Annotated in this window: 22 protein-coding genes and 1 tRNA gene; 10 read left to right on the top strand and 13 right to left on the bottom strand. The window is 72.2% G+C overall.

Going from position 1 to position 20,727, the window contains the following annotated elements:
• Nucleotides 1-46: 46 nt before the first annotated feature.
• Complete coding sequence (locus tag ACZ6JY_RS14865) at nt 47-1,183, bottom strand: ABC transporter ATP-binding protein (RefSeq protein WP_469195912.1); 1,137 nt, start codon at nt 1,181-1,183, stop codon at nt 47-49.
• Nucleotides 1,184-1,390: 207 nt separating this feature from the next.
• Between ACZ6JY_RS14865 and ACZ6JY_RS14860 the strand changes: the two genes are divergently transcribed.
• Nucleotides 1,391-1,464, top strand: a tRNA-Thr gene (locus ACZ6JY_RS14860).
• Nucleotides 1,465-1,595: 131 nt separating this feature from the next.
• Here the strand turns inward: ACZ6JY_RS14860 and ACZ6JY_RS14855 are convergent.
• Nucleotides 1,596-2,162: a TetR/AcrR family transcriptional regulator gene (locus tag ACZ6JY_RS14855; RefSeq protein ID WP_469195910.1), complete on the bottom strand. Its 567-nt coding sequence runs from the start codon at nt 2,160-2,162 to the stop codon at nt 1,596-1,598.
• 129 nt (nt 2,163-2,291) lie between these two features.
• Here ACZ6JY_RS14855 and ACZ6JY_RS14850 point away from each other — a divergent pair, with 129 nt between their 5' ends.
• Both ACZ6JY_RS14850 and ACZ6JY_RS14845 read left to right on the top strand, forming a co-directional pair.
• On the top strand, nt 2,292-2,714 hold the full coding sequence (locus ACZ6JY_RS14850; protein ID WP_469195908.1) for a DUF6463 family protein: 423 nt from the start codon (nt 2,292-2,294) through the stop codon (nt 2,712-2,714).
• 1 nt (nt 2,715) lies between these two features.
• On the top strand, nt 2,716-3,042 hold the full coding sequence (locus ACZ6JY_RS14845) for a DUF3995 domain-containing protein (RefSeq protein WP_469195906.1): 327 nt from the start codon (nt 2,716-2,718) through the stop codon (nt 3,040-3,042).
• A 25-nt stretch (nt 3,043-3,067) separates the two neighbouring features.
• Here the strand turns inward: ACZ6JY_RS14845 and ACZ6JY_RS14840 are convergent, their stop codons facing one another.
• Nucleotides 3,068-4,501 carry an NAD(P)/FAD-dependent oxidoreductase gene (locus tag ACZ6JY_RS14840; RefSeq protein WP_469195904.1) on the bottom strand — a complete coding sequence of 478 codons (1,434 nt, stop codon included), beginning with the start codon at nt 4,499-4,501 and terminating at the stop codon, nt 3,068-3,070.
• A 156-nt stretch (nt 4,502-4,657) separates the two neighbouring features.
• Here ACZ6JY_RS14840 and ACZ6JY_RS14835 point away from each other — a divergent pair, with 156 nt between their 5' ends.
• From ACZ6JY_RS14835 to ACZ6JY_RS14825, 3 genes are all read left to right on the top strand, one after another.
• Nucleotides 4,658-5,521 (top strand): DsbA family protein, encoded by an 864-nt coding sequence (locus ACZ6JY_RS14835; protein ID WP_469195902.1) that lies wholly within the window; start codon nt 4,658-4,660, stop codon nt 5,519-5,521.
• 170 nt (nt 5,522-5,691) lie between these two features.
• Entirely contained in the window at nt 5,692-6,615 is a 924-nt protein-coding gene (locus ACZ6JY_RS14830) for an aminoglycoside phosphotransferase family protein (protein ID WP_469195900.1), read from the top strand.
• 156 nt (nt 6,616-6,771) lie between these two features.
• Nucleotides 6,772-7,257: a GNAT family N-acetyltransferase gene (locus ACZ6JY_RS14825; protein ID WP_469195898.1), complete on the top strand. Its 486-nt coding sequence runs from the start codon at nt 6,772-6,774 to the stop codon at nt 7,255-7,257.
• Nucleotides 7,258-7,293: 36 nt separating this feature from the next.
• Here ACZ6JY_RS14825 and ACZ6JY_RS14820 read toward each other — a convergent pair whose 3' ends face one another.
• Complete coding sequence (locus ACZ6JY_RS14820) at nt 7,294-8,310, bottom strand: zinc-binding dehydrogenase (protein ID WP_469196160.1); 1,017 nt, start codon at nt 8,308-8,310, stop codon at nt 7,294-7,296.
• Between the two features lie 187 nt (nt 8,311-8,497).
• Nucleotides 8,498-9,757, bottom strand: a complete 1,260-nt coding sequence (locus tag ACZ6JY_RS14815) for an NAD(P)-binding protein (RefSeq protein WP_469195896.1) — start codon at nt 9,755-9,757, stop codon at nt 8,498-8,500.
• 119 nt (nt 9,758-9,876) lie between these two features.
• On the opposite strand from ACZ6JY_RS14815, the gene ACZ6JY_RS14810 reads away from it, so the two are divergent.
• Entirely contained in the window at nt 9,877-10,593 is a 717-nt protein-coding gene (locus ACZ6JY_RS14810) for a pentapeptide repeat-containing protein (protein ID WP_469195894.1), read from the top strand.
• Between the two features lie 582 nt (nt 10,594-11,175).
• Here ACZ6JY_RS14810 and ACZ6JY_RS14805 read toward each other — a convergent pair.
• From ACZ6JY_RS14805 to ACZ6JY_RS14790, 4 genes are all read right to left on the bottom strand, one after another.
• Nucleotides 11,176-11,679 (bottom strand): hypothetical protein, encoded by a 504-nt coding sequence (locus ACZ6JY_RS14805; RefSeq protein WP_469195892.1) that lies wholly within the window; start codon nt 11,677-11,679, stop codon nt 11,176-11,178.
• 61 nt (nt 11,680-11,740) lie between these two features.
• Nucleotides 11,741-12,235: a hypothetical protein gene (locus tag ACZ6JY_RS14800; RefSeq protein WP_469195890.1), complete on the bottom strand. Its 495-nt coding sequence runs from the start codon at nt 12,233-12,235 to the stop codon at nt 11,741-11,743.
• Nucleotides 12,236-12,330: 95 nt separating this feature from the next.
• Nucleotides 12,331-12,978 (bottom strand): response regulator, encoded by a 648-nt coding sequence (locus ACZ6JY_RS14795; protein WP_469195888.1) that lies wholly within the window; start codon nt 12,976-12,978, stop codon nt 12,331-12,333.
• Entirely contained in the window at nt 12,975-14,228 is a 1,254-nt protein-coding gene (locus tag ACZ6JY_RS14790; RefSeq protein ID WP_469196158.1) for a sensor histidine kinase, read from the bottom strand. Before ACZ6JY_RS14790 ends, ACZ6JY_RS14795 begins: the two co-directional genes overlap by 4 nt.
• A 391-nt stretch (nt 14,229-14,619) precedes the next feature.
• Here ACZ6JY_RS14790 and ACZ6JY_RS14785 point away from each other — a divergent pair, with 391 nt between their 5' ends.
• Both ACZ6JY_RS14785 and ACZ6JY_RS14780 read left to right on the top strand, forming a co-directional pair.
• Nucleotides 14,620-15,177 (top strand): GlcG/HbpS family heme-binding protein, encoded by a 558-nt coding sequence (locus ACZ6JY_RS14785; RefSeq protein WP_469195886.1) that lies wholly within the window; start codon nt 14,620-14,622, stop codon nt 15,175-15,177.
• A 94-nt stretch (nt 15,178-15,271) separates the two neighbouring features.
• The gene (locus tag ACZ6JY_RS14780) at nt 15,272-16,735 is read left to right on the top strand and encodes a M1 family metallopeptidase (protein ID WP_469195884.1); all 1,464 of its coding nucleotides are present in this window, start codon (nt 15,272-15,274) and stop codon (nt 16,733-16,735) included.
• A gap of 66 nt (nt 16,736-16,801) precedes the next feature.
• Here the strand turns inward: ACZ6JY_RS14780 and ACZ6JY_RS14775 are convergent, their stop codons facing one another.
• From ACZ6JY_RS14775 to ACZ6JY_RS14765, 3 genes are all read right to left on the bottom strand, one after another.
• Nucleotides 16,802-17,869 (bottom strand): hypothetical protein, encoded by a 1,068-nt coding sequence (locus ACZ6JY_RS14775; RefSeq protein ID WP_469195882.1) that lies wholly within the window; start codon nt 17,867-17,869, stop codon nt 16,802-16,804.
• Nucleotides 17,866-18,201, bottom strand: a complete 336-nt coding sequence (locus tag ACZ6JY_RS14770; protein WP_469195879.1) for a PadR family transcriptional regulator — start codon at nt 18,199-18,201, stop codon at nt 17,866-17,868. The genes ACZ6JY_RS14775 and ACZ6JY_RS14770 overlap by 4 nt, the downstream gene beginning before the upstream one ends.
• Nucleotides 18,202-18,436: 235 nt before the next feature.
• Nucleotides 18,437-19,012, bottom strand: a complete 576-nt coding sequence (locus tag ACZ6JY_RS14765) for a TerD family protein (RefSeq protein ID WP_447038962.1) — start codon at nt 19,010-19,012, stop codon at nt 18,437-18,439.
• Between the two features lie 219 nt (nt 19,013-19,231).
• On the opposite strand from ACZ6JY_RS14765, the gene arfB reads away from it, so the two are divergent.
• A complete protein-coding gene (gene arfB / locus ACZ6JY_RS14760; RefSeq protein ID WP_469195877.1) occupies nt 19,232-19,693 on the top strand; it encodes an alternative ribosome rescue aminoacyl-tRNA hydrolase ArfB in 462 nt (153 codons plus the stop codon).
• A 55-nt stretch (nt 19,694-19,748) separates the two neighbouring features.
• On the opposite strand, the gene ACZ6JY_RS14755 is transcribed toward arfB, so the two are convergent.
• Nucleotides 19,749-20,240: a flavin reductase family protein gene (locus ACZ6JY_RS14755; protein WP_469196156.1), complete on the bottom strand. Its 492-nt coding sequence runs from the start codon at nt 20,238-20,240 to the stop codon at nt 19,749-19,751.
• Nucleotides 20,241-20,727: the final 487 nt, after the last annotated feature.

Genomic DNA, 20,727 nt, shown 5'->3' with positions numbered 1-20,727 from the left:
GCCCCGCACGCTCGGTGCGGGGCCCCTCGGGAAGCGGTGGCGGTGCTCAGTCGGAGAGGCGCTCGCCGGTGGACGTGGAGAACACGTGGGTCTCGCCCGGGCGCGGCACGACGTGGAGCTGGGCGCCCTTGTCGGGGACCGCGCGGCCGTTCACGCGGACGACCAGGTCCTTGTGCTCGCCGTTGACCTCGGCGGAGCCGTAGACGTAGCCGTCGGCGCCGAGCTCCTCGACGACGTTGACCGAGACGGCGAGGCCGGCCGGGGCGTCCGCGCTCTCCTTGGAGAGGGACTTCGCGGCGGCGCCGTTCTGCTCGGCGATGTCGAAGTGCTCCGGACGGACGCCGACGGTGACCGTGCGGTCGCCGCGGTCGGCGGCGGCGCTCAGGGCCTCGCGGCTGATCGGCACGACGGAGTTGCCGAACTTCACGCCGCCGTCGGTGATCGGGACCTCGACGAGGTTCATGGCGGGGGAGCCGATGAAGCCGGCGACGAAGAGGTTGACCGGGCGGTCGTACATGTTGCGGGGCGAGTCGACCTGCTGGAGGAGCCCGTCCTTCAGCACGGCCACGCGGTCACCCATGGTCATGGCCTCGACCTGGTCGTGGGTGACGTACACGGTGGTGATGCCGAGGCGGCGCTGAAGGCTCGCGATCTGCGTACGCGTGGACACGCGCAGCTTGGCGTCGAGGTTGGACAGCGGCTCGTCCATGAGGAAGACCTGCGGCTCACGGACGATCGCGCGGCCCATCGCCACACGCTGGCGCTGACCGCCGGAGAGCGCCTTGGGCTTGCGGCCCAGGTACTCGGTGAGGTCGAGGATCTTCGCCGCGTCCTCGACCTTCTGGCGGATCTCGGCCTTGTTGACGCCGGCGATCTTCAGGGCGAAGCCCATGTTGTCGGCGACGGTCATGTGCGGGTAGAGCGCGTAGTTCTGGAACACCATGGCGATGTCCCGGTCCTTCGGCGGCAGGTGCGTGACGTCGCGGTCACCGATGCGGATCGCGCCCTGGTTCACGTCCTCCAGGCCCGCGAGCATGCGCAGGGAGGTGGACTTTCCGCAGCCGGAGGGACCGACGAGGACGAGGAACTCGCCGTCCTCGATCTCGATCTCCAGGCCGTCCACGGCGGGCTTCTCGGAGCCCGGGTAGACGCGGGTCGCCTTGTCGAACGTAACAGTGGCCATGGTGAAGGCCCCCTTCACCGGCAGGAACGTGCCGGACGATCCGAGTAGAGGGAGTGGTGTAGTCCACAGGAGTGAACTGCTCGTGACCGTACCCCGCAGCCCCGTGGTCTGTCAGCAGTCGAGGCGCCCCGACCTTCAAGCCTTCGCGGAAATTTTCGAGGGACGGGCCGCCGGGGTTGGTTACACTGCACGGGCACGTCAGTGCATGCCTCCTTAGCTCAGATGGCCAGAGCAACGCACTTGTAATGCGTAGGTCGTCGGTTCGAATCCGACAGGGGGCTCCGAGACACCCCAGGTCACATGAACCGTGGGGGTGAGGCCGCCGGCGGCACGGCGGGCGAGGGTGAGCTTCTGGTGGGCGAGCGACCAGTCGTCGATTCTCTTGCGGTTCGGCCGCGCCCCGTAGGGGCGCTCAGCCGGGGGAGTCGAGCAGCCACCTCGTGGTGAGTTCGCTGACGTCCGCACGGCTGCGGTCGCCGTGGTCGGCGAACAGGAACCGGTCCGCGATGTACAGCGAGAAGGCGACCACGCAGCGCGCCTCGACGTCGGCTTCGTCGGGGCAGAAGGCGCCGAACAGCGAGCGCAGGTAGTCCATGTGCCGGTTGTCGATGCGCCGTACGCGTTCGGCGATCGCCGGATCGCGCCGGGCCCAGTCGCGGATCGCCAGGTCGGTCGTGACGTCCGTGTCGAGGCCTTCGCTGGTCGTGACGATCGAGAACAGGTGGCGCAGCCGGTCCTTCGCGTCGCCGCCCTCCTGATCGACGCGTGCCTCCACGTCGTCGGTGACCTCGCGTTCCCAGCGGTCGAGCATTTCGTCGAGCAGGGCGCGCCGGTCGGTGAAGTAGCCGTAGAAACCGCCCTTGGAGACGCCGAGGGCCTTCGCGAGCGCCTCGATCTGCACCGCGTCAGGGCCGCCTTTCGAGAGCGCGCGCAGCCCTTCGTCGATCCACTTGTGCCGCGGGGTGCGAGCCACCGCCATGTCCTGCTCCGTTCCGCCTCAACTGCGCTTCGACTCCGCCGTGACCACTTGGGCCAGTCATCTATACGGCATCGTATAGATGACTGCTAGGGTCCCGTCTATACGGTGCCGTATAGATGAGGGGGAGTCATGACACTCCTGCACAGCACGCGCACATCCCGGCCGAACCGGTCCCGGCTCACCCGCGCGGCCGGATGGATATCCGTGGCCTTCGGCGTGATCCACGTCGTCGTGTCGCCGCTGGACAACAAGGACGTCTGGTCGGACATCTTCGACCAGGGGCCGTGGCAGACCATCTCCTTGGACGTCACCGCGGACAACCTGGCCTACTCCGAGGCCTTCTGGGTCGCGCCGGGCAGCTTCGGCGTCCCGGTGCTGCTGCTCGGTGCCTTCATGCTCTGGACGGCGAAACGGGGGGAGCGGGTGCCCGCCCCGTTCGGCTGGGCCATGACCGCTTGGGGCGCGGTCCTGTGCGCCCTGCTTCCCGCCTCGCCCGCCTGGGCGTTGCTGCTGGTCGGTGTGCTGCTGGTACTGGCTGCGCGGGTGCGCTGACATGGCCGGCACCGTGGTCCCGGTGGCGTTGACAGTCGTCCTCGTGACGATCGGCCTGCTGCACTTCATCTGGCTGTTCACGCCCTGGCCGATGGCGGACGCGATGACGTTCACCAGGACGATCGCCGGTGTCGACGACGGTGAGATGCCGTCGCGGCCGAGCACCGCCCTGGTGGGCCTGGCGCTGTTCGGCGCCGCCGCGCTCACCCTCATGGTCAACGGGTCCATCCCGGCGATCGGCCCGGACCGGTTGCGCCTCGTGGGCATGTACGGCCTGACGGCGGTGCTCCTCGGCGGTGTCGTCGCGGTCAGCGCGAGCAGGCGCTGACCGCCCCCTCCCGCGGGCCCCGGCTTCAGTGGCGGCCCGCTATTCGGTTTGCCCATTGGGCCAGGCGGGAGGAGTCGGGGGTGTGGGTGGTGTGTTCTCTGCGGTCGGCCGCGTTGTAGGTGGCGTACATGCCGTGGACGCCCAGCCAGCGGAGGGGTTCCGGTTCCCATTTGCGGACCTTGTGGTTCACCCAGGGCAGGGTGGTCAGGTCGGTGGGGCCCGCCTGGCCCGAGTCCTGTTGGACCAGGTCGCGCAGGGTGCGGGCGGCGAGGTTGGCCGTGGCCACGCCCGAGCCGACGTAGCCGCCGGCCCAGCCGAGGCCCGTGGCGCGGTCCAGCGTGACCGTGGCGCACCAGTCGCGGGGGACGCCGAGTACGCCCGACCAGGCGTGGGCCACCCGGACGCCCGCGAGTTGGGGGAAGAAGCGGGTCAGGATGGTGCGCAGTGCCTCGACCGTGGGCTGCTGGGTGCGGCCGTCGTTGTCCGTCTTCGAGCCGTAGCGGTACGGGACGCCCCTGCCGCCCAGGGCTATGCGGCCGTCGGCGGTGCGCTGGGCGTACATGTACGCGTGCGCCATGTCGCCGAGTGTTTCGCGGCCCTCCCAGCCGATCGACTCCCATTGGGCGTCGGTGAGCGGCTCCGTCGCGATCATCGAGGAGTTCATGGGGAGCCAGGTGCGGCGCTGGCCCTTGAGTGAGGCCGTGAAGCCCTCCGTGCAGCGCAGGATGTAGGGGGCGCGGACCGTGCCGTAGGGCGTGACGGCGTGCTTGGGCTTGATCTCCGTGACCGGCGTCGACTCGTGGATCGTGACGCCGAGGGCCTCGACCGCCGCGGCAAGCCCCTTGACCAGCTTCACCGGGTGCAGGCGGGCCCCGTGCGGGGTCCAGGTGGAGCCGACGACGCCGGAGACGCGGATCCGTTCGGCGCTCTCGCGTGCGCCGAGCAAGGTGCGGTCCTTCTCGCCGTACGAGAGTTCGGTGGCGTGGAACGCCTTCAGGCGGGCCAACTGCGCGGGTGTGTACGCGATCTCCAGTACGCCTCCGTGGTGGATGTCCGCCTCGATCGACTCCTCGGCCGCGGCGCGGATCACCTCGTCCACCGTCTCGTTCATGGCCCGCTGGAGGCGGACCGCCGCCTCGTGGCCGTGCCGCTCGGCGTAGCGGTCGCGTCCCGCGATGCCGTTGTAGAGCCAGCCGCCGTTGCGGCCGGAGGCACCGTAGCCGCAGAACTTCTGCTCCAGGACGGTGATGCGCAGGAAGGGGGCGGCCTTCTTCAGGTAGTACGCGGTCCACAGGCCCGTGTAGCCGCCGCCGACGACGCAGACGTCCGCGGTGCCGTCGGCGGTCAGGGGTTCGCGCTCGACGGGCAGGCCGTCGTCCGCGTACCAGAACGATATGCCGCCGTTCACCGTGCCGGGCGGGGGAGTCGTGGGGCTCGTCGTGTTGGTCGTGCTGCTCATGGGCGGACGTTACTGCGCAGGTGGGGGGCGTGGGCAGGGGGTGGACGGAACGTATGGGACCCGGCCGTGGGGCGGATCGTGCGGCGTGGCGGGCGCGGGATAGGTTTTGCTGCTTTGGGCAGCAGCACGTGTCGCACTACTGGGAGGGCTCAACTCATGGCCGTATACAAGGCCGGGCGAATGGTCGGGCGAATGGTCGGGCGCAGGGCTGGGCGCAGGGCCGGGCGGGTCGCCGGCGCGGTGGTCGCGGCGGCGCTGATCGGGGTGACCGCGTCCGCCTGTGGTCCCGATGACGGTGGCAGCGACGGTGAGGGCGGCGGCGCCGGGAAGTCCTCCTCGGCGGCTCCCGAGAACTCCGAGAAGCCTGGGAAGTCCGGGAAGCCCTCGGAGTCGCGGGATCCCGCGTCCGGCGCCCCCGAGGCCAAGGCGCCGCCCGCCGGCAGCGACCGGCTCGCCGACACCCCCGCCTCGGTCAAGGGCGGCGTGATCACCGTGGGCGACCCGAAGGCCGGGCACACGGTCAAGGTCTACGAGGACTCGCGCTGCCCGTTCTGCGGCAAGTTCGAGGAGGGCGGGGCGCGGGCGCTGGTCGGGCCGGTGGCCGAGGGCAAGGTCAAGGTCGAGTACACGATCGCCTCGTTCCTCGACAACAACCTCGGCGGCAGCGGCTCGGTGAACGCGGCGAACGCGCTGCGGGCCGCGGTGGACGCGGGCAAGTTCCCGCAGTACCACGCCGCCGTCTTCGCCAACCAGCCCGCGGAGGAGAGCGACGACGCCTACACCCCGGCGTTCCTGTTGAAGATCGCCGACAAGGTCGACGGGCTGCGGGGTGACGCCTTCGACAAGGCGGTGACCAACGGTACGTACGAGAAGTGGGTCGGCGAGGCCATGAAGTCCTTCTCGAAGGACGGGATCCAGGGCACGCCCACCGTCTTCATCGACGGGAAGAAGTCCGCGGGCGACGCGATGTACGACGAGGCGGCGTTCGGCAAGGAGCTCAAGGCTGCTGGGATTTCTTGACGGGGGGGGCGGGCGGCTGCCGGGAGCGGCGTCGCCGCCGTCGCCGCCGTCGCTGCCGTCGCAGTCAACGCCGCCATCGTCACCCGGGTCTGCGGGCGCGTAACCCGTGCTCGTGGGGCTGGGGTTCGTCTTGGTGCGTGGGGGTGCCCGGCTCGTCCGGGAAAACGGGCATGCGGTGGTTCGGGTGCGCGGATAGGGTCGCGGGCGTGATCGACATTCGCGTTCCGGACGGGCTGATCGAGTCGCAGCACATGTACGCGGGTGAGGCGGGGCGCGCCTTCGTCGCCGGACTCCCCGCGCGGGTACGGGAGTTCGCCGAGCGCTGGGATCTCACGCCTGACGGCGGGCCCATGCACGGCCAGGCGGCGCTCGTGCTGCCCGTGCTGCGGGGGGACGGGTCACCCGCCGTGGTGAAGTTCCAGGTCCTGGACGAGGAGACCGAGGGCGAGCCGGTCGCGTTGCGGATGTGGGGCGGCGACGGGGCCGTGCGGCTCCTCGACCACGACGCGGACACCGGCACGATGCTGCTCGAACGGCTCGACGCGGGGCGGGCGTTGTCCGCCATGGCCGACACCCGCGAGGCGGTCGTCGTCATCGCGGAGCTGCTCGCCCGCCTGACGGCCGGGCCCGCCCCCGAAGGCATGCGGCGGCTCGCGGACATCGCGGCGGAGATGGTCGACGATCTGCCGGGGGCCTTGAAGGCCGTCCCCGATCCCGCCGAGCGGGCGCTCGTCGAGCGGTGCGGGGGCGCGGTGCGCGAGGTCATGGGTGAGGCGGGGGACCGGATGCTGCACTGGGACCTGCACTTCGACAACGTCCTGGCGTCCGAGCGTGCGCCCTGGCTCGCCATCGACCCGAAGCCGCTGGCCGGCGACCCGGGGTTCGACCTCTGGCCCGCCCTGAACAACGAGTTCGAGCCGGGCGAGGTGCGGTGGCGCTTCGACGCGATGACCGAGGTTCTCGGCCTGGACCGGGAGCGGGCCCGCGCGTGGACGCTCGGACGTGTCCTGCAGAACGCGCTCTGGGAGATCGAGGACGGCAGACCGCTGGAGCCGGCCGACCTGGAACTCGCGCGGCGACTCCTTGCGGCGTGAGGCGGCGCCGGGCTTCGGCACGGTGCCGGGGCGCCGAGCCGTCTTTGGGGTGAGGGGTGCGGGGCGTTGGCCTGGGGGCCTTGGCCTGAGGGGGGCGGCTTTGGGGCAGGGGGCGGTGGGCTGCCCTGGGGGCGGGGTGTTGGTTAGCCTGCGCGCATGATTCGTACTGCCGTACCTGCCGACGTGTCCGTCATTCATGCCCTCGTCCGTGATCTCGCCACGTACGAGAAGGCGGCCGACGAGGCCGTGGCCACCGAGGAGCAGCTTCGCGAGGCGCTGTTCGGGGAGCGGCCCGCCGCGTTCGCGCACATCGCGCAGGACGACGCCTCCGGCGAGACCGTCGGCTTCGCGCTGTGGTTCCTCAACTTCTCGACGTGGCGCGGAGTGCACGGCATCTACCTGGAGGACCTGTACGTACGCCCTGAGGCGCGCGGCGGCGGGCACGGCAAGGCCCTGCTCACCGAACTCGCCCGCATCTGCGTGGAGCGTGGCTACGAGCGGCTCGAGTGGGCCGTCCTCGACTGGAACGAGCCGTCGATCAACTTCTACCGGTCGCTCGGGGCGCGCGCCCAGGACGAGTGGACCGTGTACCGGCTGGCCGACGCCGCGCTCACGACGCTCGGCGGCCGGCCCTCCTCCTAGATCGGTCGTTTCGCCCTGCTGCCGCGTACTCCCGTGTCAGGGGATCAGGACCACCTTGCCCATCGTGCCTCGGGACTCCAGCGCGCGGTGGGCCGCCGCGGCCTCTGCCAGGGGGTAGCGCTGCACGGCCGGGGTGAAGTGGCCCGTGGCCGCCTCGGCGAGGGCGGCCAGCTCCAGGGTGCGCACGGGGTTGTCGCCGCCCGTCTTGCGCATCATCACCGGGCCGAGGACGTCGATCTGCGTGATGCCGCGCGCGGCCAGTTCCTCCTCGGTGAACTTCAGCGGCCCGCCGTCGTGCAGGCCCGTGCCGGACCAGCCGAAGACGATGTGTACGCCGCCTGGACCGAGCAGATCCACCGCGGCCAGGCCCGCCTCGCCGCCCACGCCGTCGAAGACGACCGTGGCGGAGCGGCCGTCGCGCTCCTTCTTCAGGTACGTACGCACTTCGTCCGGCCAGGCCGGGTCCTTGTAGTCCACGGCCAGGTCGGCGCCGTTCGCGCGGACGCGGGCCGTCTTCTCGGGGCCGCCCGCCAGGCCGATGACCGTCGCGCCCCGGCGCTTGGCGTACTGCGTGAGGAGCGTGCCGATGCCCCCGGCCGCGGCGGGAACGACGACTACGGAGTCGGCGGCCGGCTCCGCGAACTGGAGTATCCCCATCGTCGTACGCCCCGTGCCGATCAGGGCGACCGCCTCGGCGAAGTCCAGGTCCCCGGGGAGCTCGTGGAGGCGGGACGTCTCGGTGACGGCCTGCTCGGCGTAGCCTCCGGGGGCGAAGCCGATGTGGGCGACGACGCGCTTGCCGAGCCAGGACGGGTCGACGCCCTCGCCCAGCGCCTCGACCGTACCGGCCACTTCGCGGCCGGGGATCGTGGGCAGGGCGGGCAGTTCGGGCAGCGGGCCCGGCGTGCCCCCGCGGATCGCGGTGTCCAGGAGGTGCACGCCGGCCGCGGCCACGGCCACGCGGACCTGGCCCGCGGCGGGTTCGGGGCGGGCCGTCTCCTCGTACACGAGGTTCTCGGCGGGGCCGAAGGCGTGGAGGCGGACGGCGTGCATCGTGGCGCCGCTGGAGCCGTGCGTGTTGGCGGCTCCGGGGGTGTGCGTGGTGGCGCCGCTGGGGTTGTGGGTCGGGGCGCCGCTGGGCTCTTGCATGGGGCTCCTTCGGGCTCATCAGGGCCTCTTGGAGTCAGGGCGGTCGGCGGGTGCCGGTGTTCTTGCCCTGTGGCCCTGCGACCCCAACCTTTCAACCTGAAGTGGAGTTGAGGTCAAGCCCCGTCTCCGTCCCCGTATCCGTCCCCGCCCCCGTCCGCGTCTTCGTTGTCCACTTGGTCTGCGTCTTCGTTTTCGTCAGTGCCGACGACACGGCTCCCACCGCGCTGTTGAACGACACCTCGGAGAGCACGCCGGGCGCCGCCACCTGGTCGCCCGCCAGGTACACGTCGTCGCCGCGGTCGATCGCCGGGCGGTCCCGCCAGGTGGTGCCGGGGCGGTCCACCGCGCCCGTACGGCCGTTCGCCACCGAGGCGCGGCGCCACGTCAGCCGGTCGCGCCAGCCGCTGAAGCCCAGGTCGAGCAGGTGCTCGGCGCGGGCGACGCCCTCCGCCTTCGACTCGTCGGGGGCGAGCGGGAGCTGCGCCTGGACGAGTTGTTCACCCGCCGGGGCGAGCGCGCGGTCCTGGGCGGTGAAACGCTCGACCCAGCCGGTGCGGTCCAGGTCCGACACGGCGAAGGCGTCGCCGGCGCGGGAGCGGAACGCCACGTCGACGAGCGTGGTGCGGCCGCTCTCCCAGCGCAGGACCGGGTCGCCGTCGAGCAGGCGGCGGGCGGCGTCGAGCGACGTGGCGACGATGACCGGCCCGCGCCCCGCGACGTCGGCGAGGTCGTCGACGCGGGCCAGCGTCTCCACCCGTACGCCGAGGTTCCAGGCCATCGCCGCCATGCGGTCGATGACCGAGTCCCAGCCGCCGCGCGGGTAGTGCGCCTCGGGGGGCAGCTTCGCCGTGCGGCGCAGGCGCTCGTGGACGAAGCGGGCGGAGAGGGCGCCGGGGTCGTGGTGGAACGTGGCCACGGCGACGTAGTGCGCGGCGGCCCGCGCGCCCTCCTCGCCGACCTGGCGCGTGGCCCAGGACATGAAGTCCTCGTCGACGGGTGCCTGTTCGACCTTCCGGCGCAACAGCTTGAGCAGGCCGAAGGGCGGGGTGCGGCGGAGCTTCCCGCGGTAGTGGAAGCGGAGCCGGGCGCCCTCCAGGGGCGGCAGCGGGGCCAGGGGGCCGATGAGGTCGCGCTGTTTGAGCCAGGTCCAGTGCGGGCCGCCGTTGTAGAGGGCGTGCGGGCCCTCGTTCGTCCGGTACGGGCCTTCGGCGGTGCGGGCCCGGCCGCCGAGGGTGTGGTGGGACTCGTACAGGGTCACGCGGGCGCCTGCCTCCGCGGCGGTGATCGCCGCGGTGAGACCGGCGAAGCCGCCGCCGATGACGGTGACGTGCGTGGCGTGGGGCGTGGGCATTGCGGGGCTCCCTCTCTGCTGGGCTTCACTTCTTCGACGGGTGGGAGGGGGCGGGATGTGACATCGGGTTCCCCGGATTCTTCGGGGGCGTTGTCAGTGGTGGCGTGCAGGATGGGGGCATGGGTCAGACGACGAAGTCCTCGAAGTCCTCGAAGTCCTCGCGGTCCTCGAAGGCCGTTCCGGTGGTCAAGGCCGCGCGGCGGGCCGAGGTGCGGCTGCCGCCGCTGCGGCCGTTCGACGGCGGGGAGCTGGTGCCCGACGGGGACTATGACGGGGTGGAGTTCGACGGCCTCGACCTCGGGGGGATGGACGGGGGCGGCGCGCTCTTCATGGACTGCGCGCTGACGGGCTGCGGGCTCGGTGAGACCCGGCTGAGCCGCGCGCGTTTCGTGGACTCGGTCCTCCGGGAGCCGCGGGGGGTGGGCACGGACCTGGCGGAGGCGTCGCTGCGGGATGTGGAGGTGGTGGACGCGCGGCTGGGGGGCGTGCAGTTGCACGGGGGCGTGCTGGAGCGGGTCGTGGTGCGGGGCGGCAAGATCGACTATCTGAACGTGCGGAAGGCGCGGCTGCGGGACGTGATCTTCGAGGACTGCGTGCTGGTGGAGCCGGACTTCGCGCTCGCCTCCCTGGAGCGGGTGGCGTTCGTGGGCTGCTCGATGCGGGGGGTCGACTTCAGCGGCACCCGCATGAAGGACGTGGACCTGCGCGCCGCGGGAGAGCTCCAGATCACGCGGGGCATCGAATGCCTGGCGGGCGCGGTGATCAGCCCGGAGCAACTGATGGACCTGGCGGCGGGGTTCGCGGCGCAGGTGGGCGTCCGGGTGGCGGGCCTCTAGGCCTTGACCGGAGCTGGCCCCTGGGCCTTGAAGGGGCTGGCCTCTGGCCTTGACCGGGCTGGCCTCTGGCTTTGACCGGGGGTGGCCTCGGGCCTTGCTCCTGGGCGAGAGCTTGCCGTCGGGTGACAAGGCACTACTGGGGGAGCTCGCCGGGGGGTGACAAGGCGCTCCTGGGGGGGGAGGCGCGCCGCTGGGCGGCAGGGCGCTCCTGCGGAGAGGCCGCCGCCGGGTGATCGGGTGCTGGCTGTGGGGGAGACCGCGCCGCCGGGCGGCCGGGCGCTCCTGCGAGAGCTTGCCGCCGGGCGACCAGGTGCTGGCTGCGGAGAGGCCGCCGCCGGGTGATCGGGTGCTGGCCGTGCAGAGACCGCACCGCCGGGCGACAGGGCGCTCCTACCGGGACAGAGCCACCGCCGGGTGACCGAGCGTTGGCTGTGAGGGGGAGCCGCTGCCGGGTGGCCGGGTGCTCCTGCGGGGAGGTCGTGCCGCCGGGGGAGCGGGCGCTTCTGCGGGGAGAGCCGCTGCTGGGTGACATGGCGCTGCTGTGCAGGGCGCGCACCGCCGGGTGATCCGACGAGGCAGGGGCTAGGCGGGGAGGCGGGGGTAGCGGGACTGGAGGGACCACAGGGCCGGGTTGTCCGCGAGGGAGTCGTGGAGGTCCGTCAGGTCCGCCACGAGGTCGTGGAGGAAGTCACGCGCCTCGCGGCGAAGCTCGGCGTGGGAGAAGGACAGCGGAGCCTCCTCCGCGTCCATCCAGTCCGCCTCGATGTCCACCCAGCCGAACCGCCGGGTGAACAGCATCCGGTCCGCGGACTCCGTGAAGTCCAGCTCCGCGTACTGCGGCCGCGAGGCCCTGCTGCCGAGCGGGTTCTTGTCCAGGGCCTCCACGATGTCGCACAGCGCCCACGCGAAGTCGAGGACGGGTACCCATCCCCAGGCTGTGGACAGTTCCCGGTCCGCCTTGGTGTCCGCCAGGTAGACGTCCCCGCAGAAGAGGTCATGACGGAGCGTGTGAGTGTCCGCGCGGCTGTAGTCGAGCTGCGGGGGGTCAGGGAAGCGGCGGGAGAGCGCGTAGCCGATGTCGAGCACGGAGCCGATGGTGTCACGGCCCGGCCGCCGGTCGCGCCGGAGCGGCGTCGGGCGGGGCCCGTCACAGCGGCCTGTGCCTCTTCGCGTACGACCACGCCACGGCCGTCAGCAGCGGCGGGACCACGAACAGCGGGGCGTAGCAGAGGGCCGTCACCGTGCTCGCCGCGGGCGACAGGTACGAACGGGACTCCACCGTGAAGTACACCACCACCTGGCTCGCCGCCAGCAGCAGCGTGACCGCCGACGCCGCCCACGCCGTCGCCGCCACCAGCCTCGGCCGCCGGAGGCGGTCCGTCACCAGGAGCAGCGGGAGCAGGGCCGCGGCCTCCTGGAGGACCACGAGCGCGACGAGGTACGCGATGCCCCAGCCGGGCACCCCGTACTGCTCACGCAGGACCTCGTCGCTGTACCCGACGTAGATCCCGCAGGCCATCGCCAGGCGCCAGAGGCCGGACGGGACCGCGCACCACGCGATGGCGTGCGCCGCCCTCCGCGCCCACCGAGGCGCCGGCCGGGGCGCCGGCCGAGGCACCGTCGCCGCTGTCGTCGTCTTCACGCACAGCACGATGCCGTCGGGGGCCGGGTCACCGCCTCCTCCGGCCCGGTGATCCCACCTCCGCCGCCCGGGGGAGGCGGCCTCGTCGCCCGCGGTCAGGGCAGCAGCCGCTGCTCCTTCGCCAGCGCCACCGCGCCCGCCCGCGTGTCGACGCCGAGCTTGTCGTAGATGCGGCCCAGGTGTGTCTTCACCGTGGCCTCGCTGATGAACAGGGCGCGGGCGATGTCGCGGTTGCCGAGGCCCCGCGAGAGCTGGCCGAGGATGTCGCGTTCGCGTTCCGTGAGCGTGGGCACGGGGGCGCGCATGCGGGCCATGACGCGGGAGGCGACCGGCGGCGAGAGCGTGGTGCGGCCCTGGGAGGCGGCGTGGATCGCCGAGAAGAGTTCCTCGGGGCGTTCCGCCTTGAGGAGGTAGCCCGTGGCGCCCGCCTCGATCGCTCGCGTGATGTCCGCGTCGGTGTCGTACGTCGTCAGGACCAGGACGTGCGGCGGGGCGCCCGGCGACGGCGAGGTGATGCGGCGCGTCGCCTCCACGCCGTCGATGCCCTCGCCGAGCTGGAGGTCCATCAGGACCACGTCAGGCGTCAGCTTCGCGGCCAGGGCGACCGCCTCCTCGCCCGTGCCCGCCTCACCGACCACCTCGATGCGCGGCGCGCTGCCGAGCAGGGCGAGCAGACCCGCACGCACGACCGCGTGGTCGTCACAGACCAGGAGACGGACGGCACGGGGCACGTTCTCGGTCATGACAGCGGCTCCGAAGGGGGCGACGGTGCGTCGGGCGGGGCAGCCACGGACCCCAGTGGGATCGCCACGGAGAGGACCGAGCCCTCGTTCGGCGAGGACTCGATGGTCAGGGTGCCGCCGAGCTGCCGGGCCCGTGCCCGGATCGCGGGGAGGCCGTGGCCGCGTACGCCCGGCCGCGGTGCCGTGCCGGACGGTGGGGTGAAGCCGCGGCCGTCGTCCGCGACGTCCAGGACCACCTGGTCGTCGAGGAGGGTCAGGGTCAGCGCCGCGGTGGTGGCGTCGGCGTGTTCGCGTACGTTGGCCAGCGCACCCTGCGCCGTCCGCAGCAGCGCCGAGCCGACCCGGTCCGGCAGCGGCACGAGGGCGCCCTCGGCGTGGAAGCGCACTTTGAGGCCGGCATCCGACTCCCGCTCCGCGAGCGCCCGCAGGGCCTCTGGCAGACCGCCGCCGTCGGCGAGGTCGGCGGGCGCCAGGTCGTGCACGAAGCGCCGGGCTTCGGCGAGGCCGCGCTCGGTGATCGATTCGGCGGTACGCACATGGGCGCGGGCCCTCGCCGCATCCGTGTCCCAGAGGCGGTCGGCCGCCTGGAGCAGCATCTGCTGGCTGGACAGGCCCTGGGCCAGAGTGTCGTGGATCTCCATGGAAAGGCGCTGGCGTTCGGCGAGCGTGCCCTCGCGGCGCTCGGTGGCGGCCAGTTCGCGGCGGGTGCGGATGAGGTCGTCGATCAGCTCCCGCTGGCGGGCGGCCTGCCGCCGCATGTGGATGAAGACGGCCGTCGCGATCGCCGACACGGCGGGTGGTCCGAGGATCAGGTCCGGGTCGTAGCGGCCCGCGAGCCGCAGCTGCGACGCGATCACGCAGCCGGTCAGGACGGCCACCAGGGCCAGGGCCGCGCGCTGCGGCAGCGTACGCAGCCCGGTGTAGAAGAGGGGCACCGCGCACCACCCGAAGCTCGGCGCCAGAGCGACGAGGACCAGCCAGACCGCGACGACCAGCGCGAGCCACGCGAGGTGGCGGGGAGTGGGGCGGGCGGCGCCGGGCGCGGGCCCCGACGGCAAGGGCGTGGCGTCGCGCTTCTCCAGAGGCGTGCTCGTCGTACGCAGAGGCGTGCTGGTCAGGAAGGGGGCGGCGTACAGGACCGCCAGGACCGCTGCGAGCGCGATGATCCACGGGACGCGTGCGCCGCCGGGGTGGCGCAGCAGGAAGCGGGCCAGCGAGGTGGCGAGGAGCAGGTAGAACGTCGCGTGCATGACGGCCGCGAGCCGACGGGCGTCGGGGTCCTCCGTGCGGGGGCGGGGGCGAAGGCCCGGCGTGCGCTGTCCCACGGGGCGCCTTCCTCTCGTACCGGCATCTCCGGCATCTCCGGCATCTCCGGCATTGCGTCTCCCCCCCCGGGCATCTCGTACCGCCGTCACGCGGTCGCTGAACTGGGCAGACACCCTCATTGTGGCTCGCTCGGGCCACCGAGGGGTCAACCGATCGGCTGACCCCGGTGTCGGCCGAGTCGCGCGCGGCTCCCAGCCGGTATGCCGAGGGGCGGGGCGCGGGCGCGACCCGAGGATTGACGGCAGAGGGGAACAAGCCCCCTCCTCTTTCGCCTCCAGCGCCTTCAGCGCGCCCTCACCACTCCAGGAACCCCCGATGCAGAAGCTCTCCCTCCGCACCCGCGCCCTCACCGTCACGGTCGCCGCCGCCGCTCTCGGCGCCGGGGCCTTCGGTGCCGTATCCGCCAACGCCGGTACCCCGGACGCCGCCACGAAGGCCGCCGTCACCGCCGACGCGGGCGACAAGAACCTCGGCCGGTCCACGCACCTGACCGTCGCCGCCGCCACCAAGGCCGCGCAGGCCGCGCTCGACGCCGCGAAGAAGGAGAACCAGCGGGTCTCCGTGGCCGTCGTCGACCGCAACGGCAACACCGTCGTCACGCTGCGCGGCGACGGCGCGGGGCCGCAGTCCTACGAGTCCGCCGAGAAGAAGGGTTACACCGCCGTCTCCTGGAACGCCCCCACCTCCGAGCTCGCCGAGCGCCTGGACAAGGCGCCGAACCTCAAGGACATCCCGGGCACGCTGTTCCTCGCCGGTGGCGTTCCTGTGACCGCCAAGGGCGCGCCCGTCGCGGGCATCGGCGTCGCGGGCGCCCCGAGCGGTGACCTGGACGAGAAGTTCGCGCGGGCAGGCGTCGCAGCCCTCAACCGCTGAGCGGGACAGCCCCCGAGACGTGGCGGCCCCTGTAAGGGACAACCCCCGACGGGACAACCCCCCGTACAGAACATATGCCGCATAAGATCACCGCGTGGACCCGCGAAGACTCCCGGCCGCCCGAGCCGTCGCCCGAGCCGCTGCCCGAGCCCTCGCCACAGGCGCAGCCGTCCTGCTCGCCACCGTGGCCGTCGGCGCCTGTGGGGGTACGGGTTCGGGCGGCACCCCGGGCGGTGACGGTGTCCGTGACCCGTACTTCCCCAAGCTCGGGAACAGCGGCTACGACGTGACGCACTATGACCTGACCCTCCGCTACGAACCCGCCTCCCGGCACCTCACGGGCACCGCCGAGATCACCGCCCGCGCCACCAAGAACCTCAGCGCCTTCAACCTCGACCTGCGGGGACTCGACGTCTCCGGCGTCACCGTCGAGGGCGAGCCCGCCCGCTTCCGCCGCGCGGGCCAGGAGCTGACGGTCCGGCCGGACGACGGGCCGGCCAGGGGCAAGACGTTCCGCACGAGCGTCCGCTACTCCGGCACTCCCGAGACCATCACCGACCCCGACGGCTCCAAGGAGGGCTGGCTCAGGACCGCCGACGGGGCGCTCGCGCTCGGCCAGCCGACCGGCTCCATGGCCTGGTTCCCCGGCAACCACCACCCGAGCGACAAGGCCTCGTACGACATACGGATCACGGTCCCGAAGGGGGTCCAAGCCGTCTCCAACGGTGAGTTGACCCGCGAGTCGGAGAAGGACGGCCGTACCACCTTCGTCTGGCACAGCGCCGAACCGATGGCCAGCTATCTGGCGACCGTGGCCGTCGGGAAGTACGAGATGCGGTCCTCGACGACCGAGGCGGGGCTGCCGGTCATCACGGCCGTCGACCCCACGCAGGCCAAGGCGGGCCGCGAGGCCCTCGCGAAGATCCCGGACATCCTGAAATGGGGCGAGGGCCGCTTCGGTCCCTATCCCTTCTCCGCCGCGGGCGCCGTCGTCGACCGCGAGGAGGACGCGGGATACGCCCTGGAGACGCAGACCCGCCCGGTCTTCGCCGGCGCTCCCACTACCGGCCTCCTCGTCCACGAACTGGCCCACCAGTGGTTCGGCGACTCCGTGACGCCGATGTCCTGGCGGGACATGTGGCTCAACGAGGGCTTCGCGACGTACGCCGAGTGGCTGTACGCGGAGGACCACGGCGGCGACAGCGCCCAGCGCGTCTTCGACCAGCTCTACGCCGGCACGCGCTACGTGAAAGCCTCCGACAACGCGGCCATCTGGGCCTTCCCGCCCGGCAGGCCGCCCGGCGCCGCGCACATCTCCGACCCGCCCGTCTACGAGCGGGGCGCGATGGTCATCCACAAGATCCGCCGGGCGGTGGGCGACGGCACCTTCCACGACATCGTGCGCGGCTGGGCCAAGACGCACCGCCACGGCAACGCGAGCACGCGGGACTTCACCGAGTACGTCGAGAAACACGCGGGCGGCGACGAGGCCCGGACGCGGGTCAGCCGCATCTGGGGCGACTGGCTCTACGGGAACGGCAGGCCCGACCAGCCCTGACCGGCCACCGGCCACCGGGTCACCGGGTACATGGTCACCGGCCCGGTGAGGCCCAGCCCGCCGGGGTCAGTCCGCGGGACGCTCCGCCGCGCCCCGTCCCTCGCCGCGGACCTCGCGCCACTCCGTCCAGAAGGTCCACATCAGAAAGCCCATGACGCCGACGTAGAGAGCCGCCCAGAACGGTGAGCCGTCGGCGTCGCCGACCAGGTCGTCCACCAGCAGCACCGTGAACACCAGGATCGCGGCGCCCGTCCCGTACAGCTTCCTGCGTGCCAGCCGGCCCGCCCTCGCGGGGCCTTCGGCCAGCCGCAGCGCGTACACCTCCACGTCGCCGAAGGCGTCCTCGGCCCGCTCTCCCTCCGGCGCGGCGGCCAGATGCTGCCGCGCCTCCTGTACGTGGCCTCGCGCCTCGGCCGCCCGCATCGCGTGCCGGCCGCGCAGGAGGCTGCCGAGGCGGGTCAGCCACGCCTCGTCGTTGCCCGTCGCGGGCGGCGCGGTGAACCACCGGTCGATACGGGCCTCCGGCAGTGCCACGGCCGCCGCCATGACGGCCGCGCAGCCGACGGCGAGCACGGGCGCGGGCACGCTGAACAGCCGGTCGTCGGGCAGGACGAGCGCCAGCACGCCGCCTCCGGCCACGGCGACGAAGGACCCCGCCGCGAAACCCCACATGCCCCGCGCCCGCCCGGCCGCACCGGCCACCACGGCGACGGCCGCGCACGCCACGGTGAGCGTGACCGCCGCGAAGGCCGCAGCGGCGGACGGCGTCACGTCCACCCAGAGCCCGTCCCTGACCCAGTCGAGCAGGCAGAGGACCAGGCCGACGAAGCCGAGCGACACCTGCGCGGCGACGATCCGCTCGCCCGGCGTCAGGCCGCCCGTGTCGACGCGGGCCCGGTGCGCCTCGCCGATGCGCTCGGCGGCGACCGTCTCCGCGTACGCCTCCGGATCGCCGAGGACCTCCAGCGCGGGCCGCCCCGCCTCGCCCACGATCTCGTGGGCCTCGGCGAGCACCTCGTCGGCGAGCCCGGCGGGCGCGTCGTGCCGCAGGACGAGCCGCAGCTCGAACGTCGCGGCCCAGTCCTCGTCCTCTTCCCTGACCCAGCTGAGGCTCTCGCCCCGCGTCTTGTTCATGCGTCCCCCTCTGTGAGGAGCGAGTCGACGGTCCGGGTGAAGTCACCCCACGCGGCCTGGTCACGCCGCAGCCTCGCTCGCCCCTCCTCGGTGATCCGGTAGTACTTCCGTCCGGGTCCGCCCTCGCCGGCGCCCCACTCGACCTCGACGGCGCCCTCCTCTTCGAGGCGGGTGAGGGCGGGGTAGAGGGTCGCGGCCTTCACGCCCGTGAGTCCCGCGTCGGCGAGCCTGCTGAGCAGCGCGTATCCGTAGCTCTTCGGCTCGCCTTCGAGGATTCCGAGCAGGCACAGGGGCAGCGCGGCGCGCACCCAGGAACCGTTCACGACACCCACGGCACGCACATCCCTTCCCTCACCCGACCTGAACCGACCCGTCCCGACCGACCGACTAGTTCGCCCGGGCCCACTAGTCCAGTATCCATACTAGTCCGCCTTTCCGCTAGCGGATCAGGACAGCAGGGCGCAAAAAAGTCCCACCGGCACGCCGCTGTGAACGGCGTGTCGGTGGGACTTTTGAGTGCTTCGCCGACCGGCGGCGCTATCGGCCTCGGCCAGGCGTCGCGGGGACTTAGACGTTCACGCCGAAGTCCTGGGCGATGCCGACCAGGCCCGAGGCGTAGCCCTGGCCGACGGCGCGGAACTTCCACTCCGCGCCGTTGCGGTACAGCTCGCCGAAGACCATGGCGGTCTCGGTGGCGGCGTCCTCGGAGAGGTCGTAGCGCGCGATCTCGGTGCCGCCCGCCTGGTTCACGATGCGGATGAACGCGTTGCGGACCTGGCCGAAGTTCTGCGAGCGGTTCTCGGCGTCGTAGATGGAGACCGGGAAGACGATCTTCTCGATGTCGGCCGGCAGACCCGCGAGGTTGACGGTGATCTGCTCGTCGTCGCCCTCGCCCTGGCCGGTGACGTTGTCACCGGTGTGGACGATGGTCTGGTCCGGCGTCGCCTTGTTGTTGAAGAAGATGAAGTGCTGGTCCGAGAAGACCTTGCCCTGCGGGTTCACCGCGATCGCGGAGGCGTCCAGGTCGAAGTCGGTGCCGGTGGTGGTACGGACGTCCCAGCCGAGGCCCACGGTGATGGCGGTCAGGCCCGGAGCCTCCTTGGTCAGCGAGACGTTGCCACCCTTGGACAGGCTTACTGCCATTTTTTGGGAGTCCTTCCCTCGTTTGCGTGCGCACGGTGCACTCCGGCGCTTCGTACTGGGGACGAAGCTACCGTCATCGGTACCAACGACGTCCAGCGTCCCCAGGTTCCAGTTCCCTTTACTTTCTTTACCCGGTGATCCGGGGGCGCCGGGAGCGCCGGGGGCCGTCCCCGGAAAAAGAGCGTGACGTGAGCCCGACAGGCGCGGGACCATAGGGGCATGTCCGGTCTCAGCAGGGGGTCCGGGGGTCTCTCCCCGGAAAAGCTCCGTATCCGCGGTTCGGTCTCCCTGCCGGAGGCCGAGCTCATGTGGCGTTTCTCGCGGTCCTCCGGTCCCGGCGGCCAGCACGTCAACACCAGTGACTCCCAGGTCGAGCTGCGGTTCGACCTCGCGAACACCGACGCGCTGCCCGACGTCTGGAAGGAGCGGGCCATGGAGCGGCTCGACTCCCGGCTCGTCGGCGGTGTCATCGGCGTACGGGCGAGCGAGCACCGCTCCCAGTGGCGCAACAGGGAGATGGCCGTCACCCGCCTCGTCTCGCTGCTCGCCGAGGCCACCGCCCCGCCGCCCAAGCCGCGCCGCGCCACGAAGATCCCGCGCGGCATCAACGAACGCAGGCTGCGCAACAAGAAGCAGCGCAGCGAGACCAAGCGCGGCCGCTCGGGCGAGGGCTGGGGATGACCCCAGCCAGGGCTGGGGCTGAATAGGACCGGGCTGGGGCTGACCCCCCGTTCCGCTAGCCGAGCTGCCGGTAGTGGCCCCGGAAGTACGCCAGCGGCGCCCCGTCGCCGCCCGGCACGGACGCCGTGAGGACCCTGCCGATCACCAGCGTGTGGTCACCGGCCCGCACCGTCTGCTCCGTGCGGCACTCCAGCGCCGCCAGCGCGCCGCCGACCAGCGGGGCGCCGGACCTCTCGCCCCGTACGCAGGGGATGTCCTCGAAGAGCAGGCGGTCGCTGATCCGGCCCTTCATGGCGAAGCGGCCCGCGATGTGGCGCTGGCTCTCTGCGAGCACCGAGACCGCCCATATCGGCTGCTCGGCCAGCAGGTCGTCCATCCGGGAGCCCTCGCGCAGGCTCACCAGGACCAGGGGCGGGTCCAGCGAGACGGAGAGGAAGGACGTCGCCGTCATGCCGACGTCCTCGCCCGCCGGGGCGCTCGGGTCGTCCGGGTCAAGGCCCGGCTCGCGCGCCGTCACCAGGACGACGCCGGCGGCCAGGCGGGACATCGCCGCGCGGAACTCGTCGTTGCTCACCCCCTCAGCATGCCCATCCTGTGACGGGTGGCGCGGGGTGGACGGGGCGGGGGGAGTCTTCAGTACGTGAGCCACGGTGCCGACGCTAGCCCGCGCGGCTCCCCGGTCACATCGGGCCCTGGGCCGAGACCGGTCCTAGGACCGAGGGCCGAGATGGGCCCCGCGCGGGCGTGCGGAGCCGTACGGAAGCGGGAAACCCGGAGGTGGCACGCAGTGCCGCCGGACGCCGCCGATCCTGAAGGGTCTGGACCAACGGCAGTGCCTCACCTGTGACTTGAGTCACAGGACCCATATTTTGTTGACCCTGTGTACCGAGTGAGCAGCTCGCTGTGATTCAGTGACGGTGGCAATAAGACACTGAGGGCACAAGGGCACAGAACACACGGGCACGGAAGCAGACGAAGACACTGCGGGCGCTGCGCATCCTGGAGTTGCTGTCGAGGTCTCGGGGAGAACGAGC

This window comes from Streptomyces sp. NPDC046335 (assembly GCF_055587985.1).
Note: the sequence above shows the minus strand (reverse complement) of the source record. Positions and strands in the feature narration are given on the sequence as shown.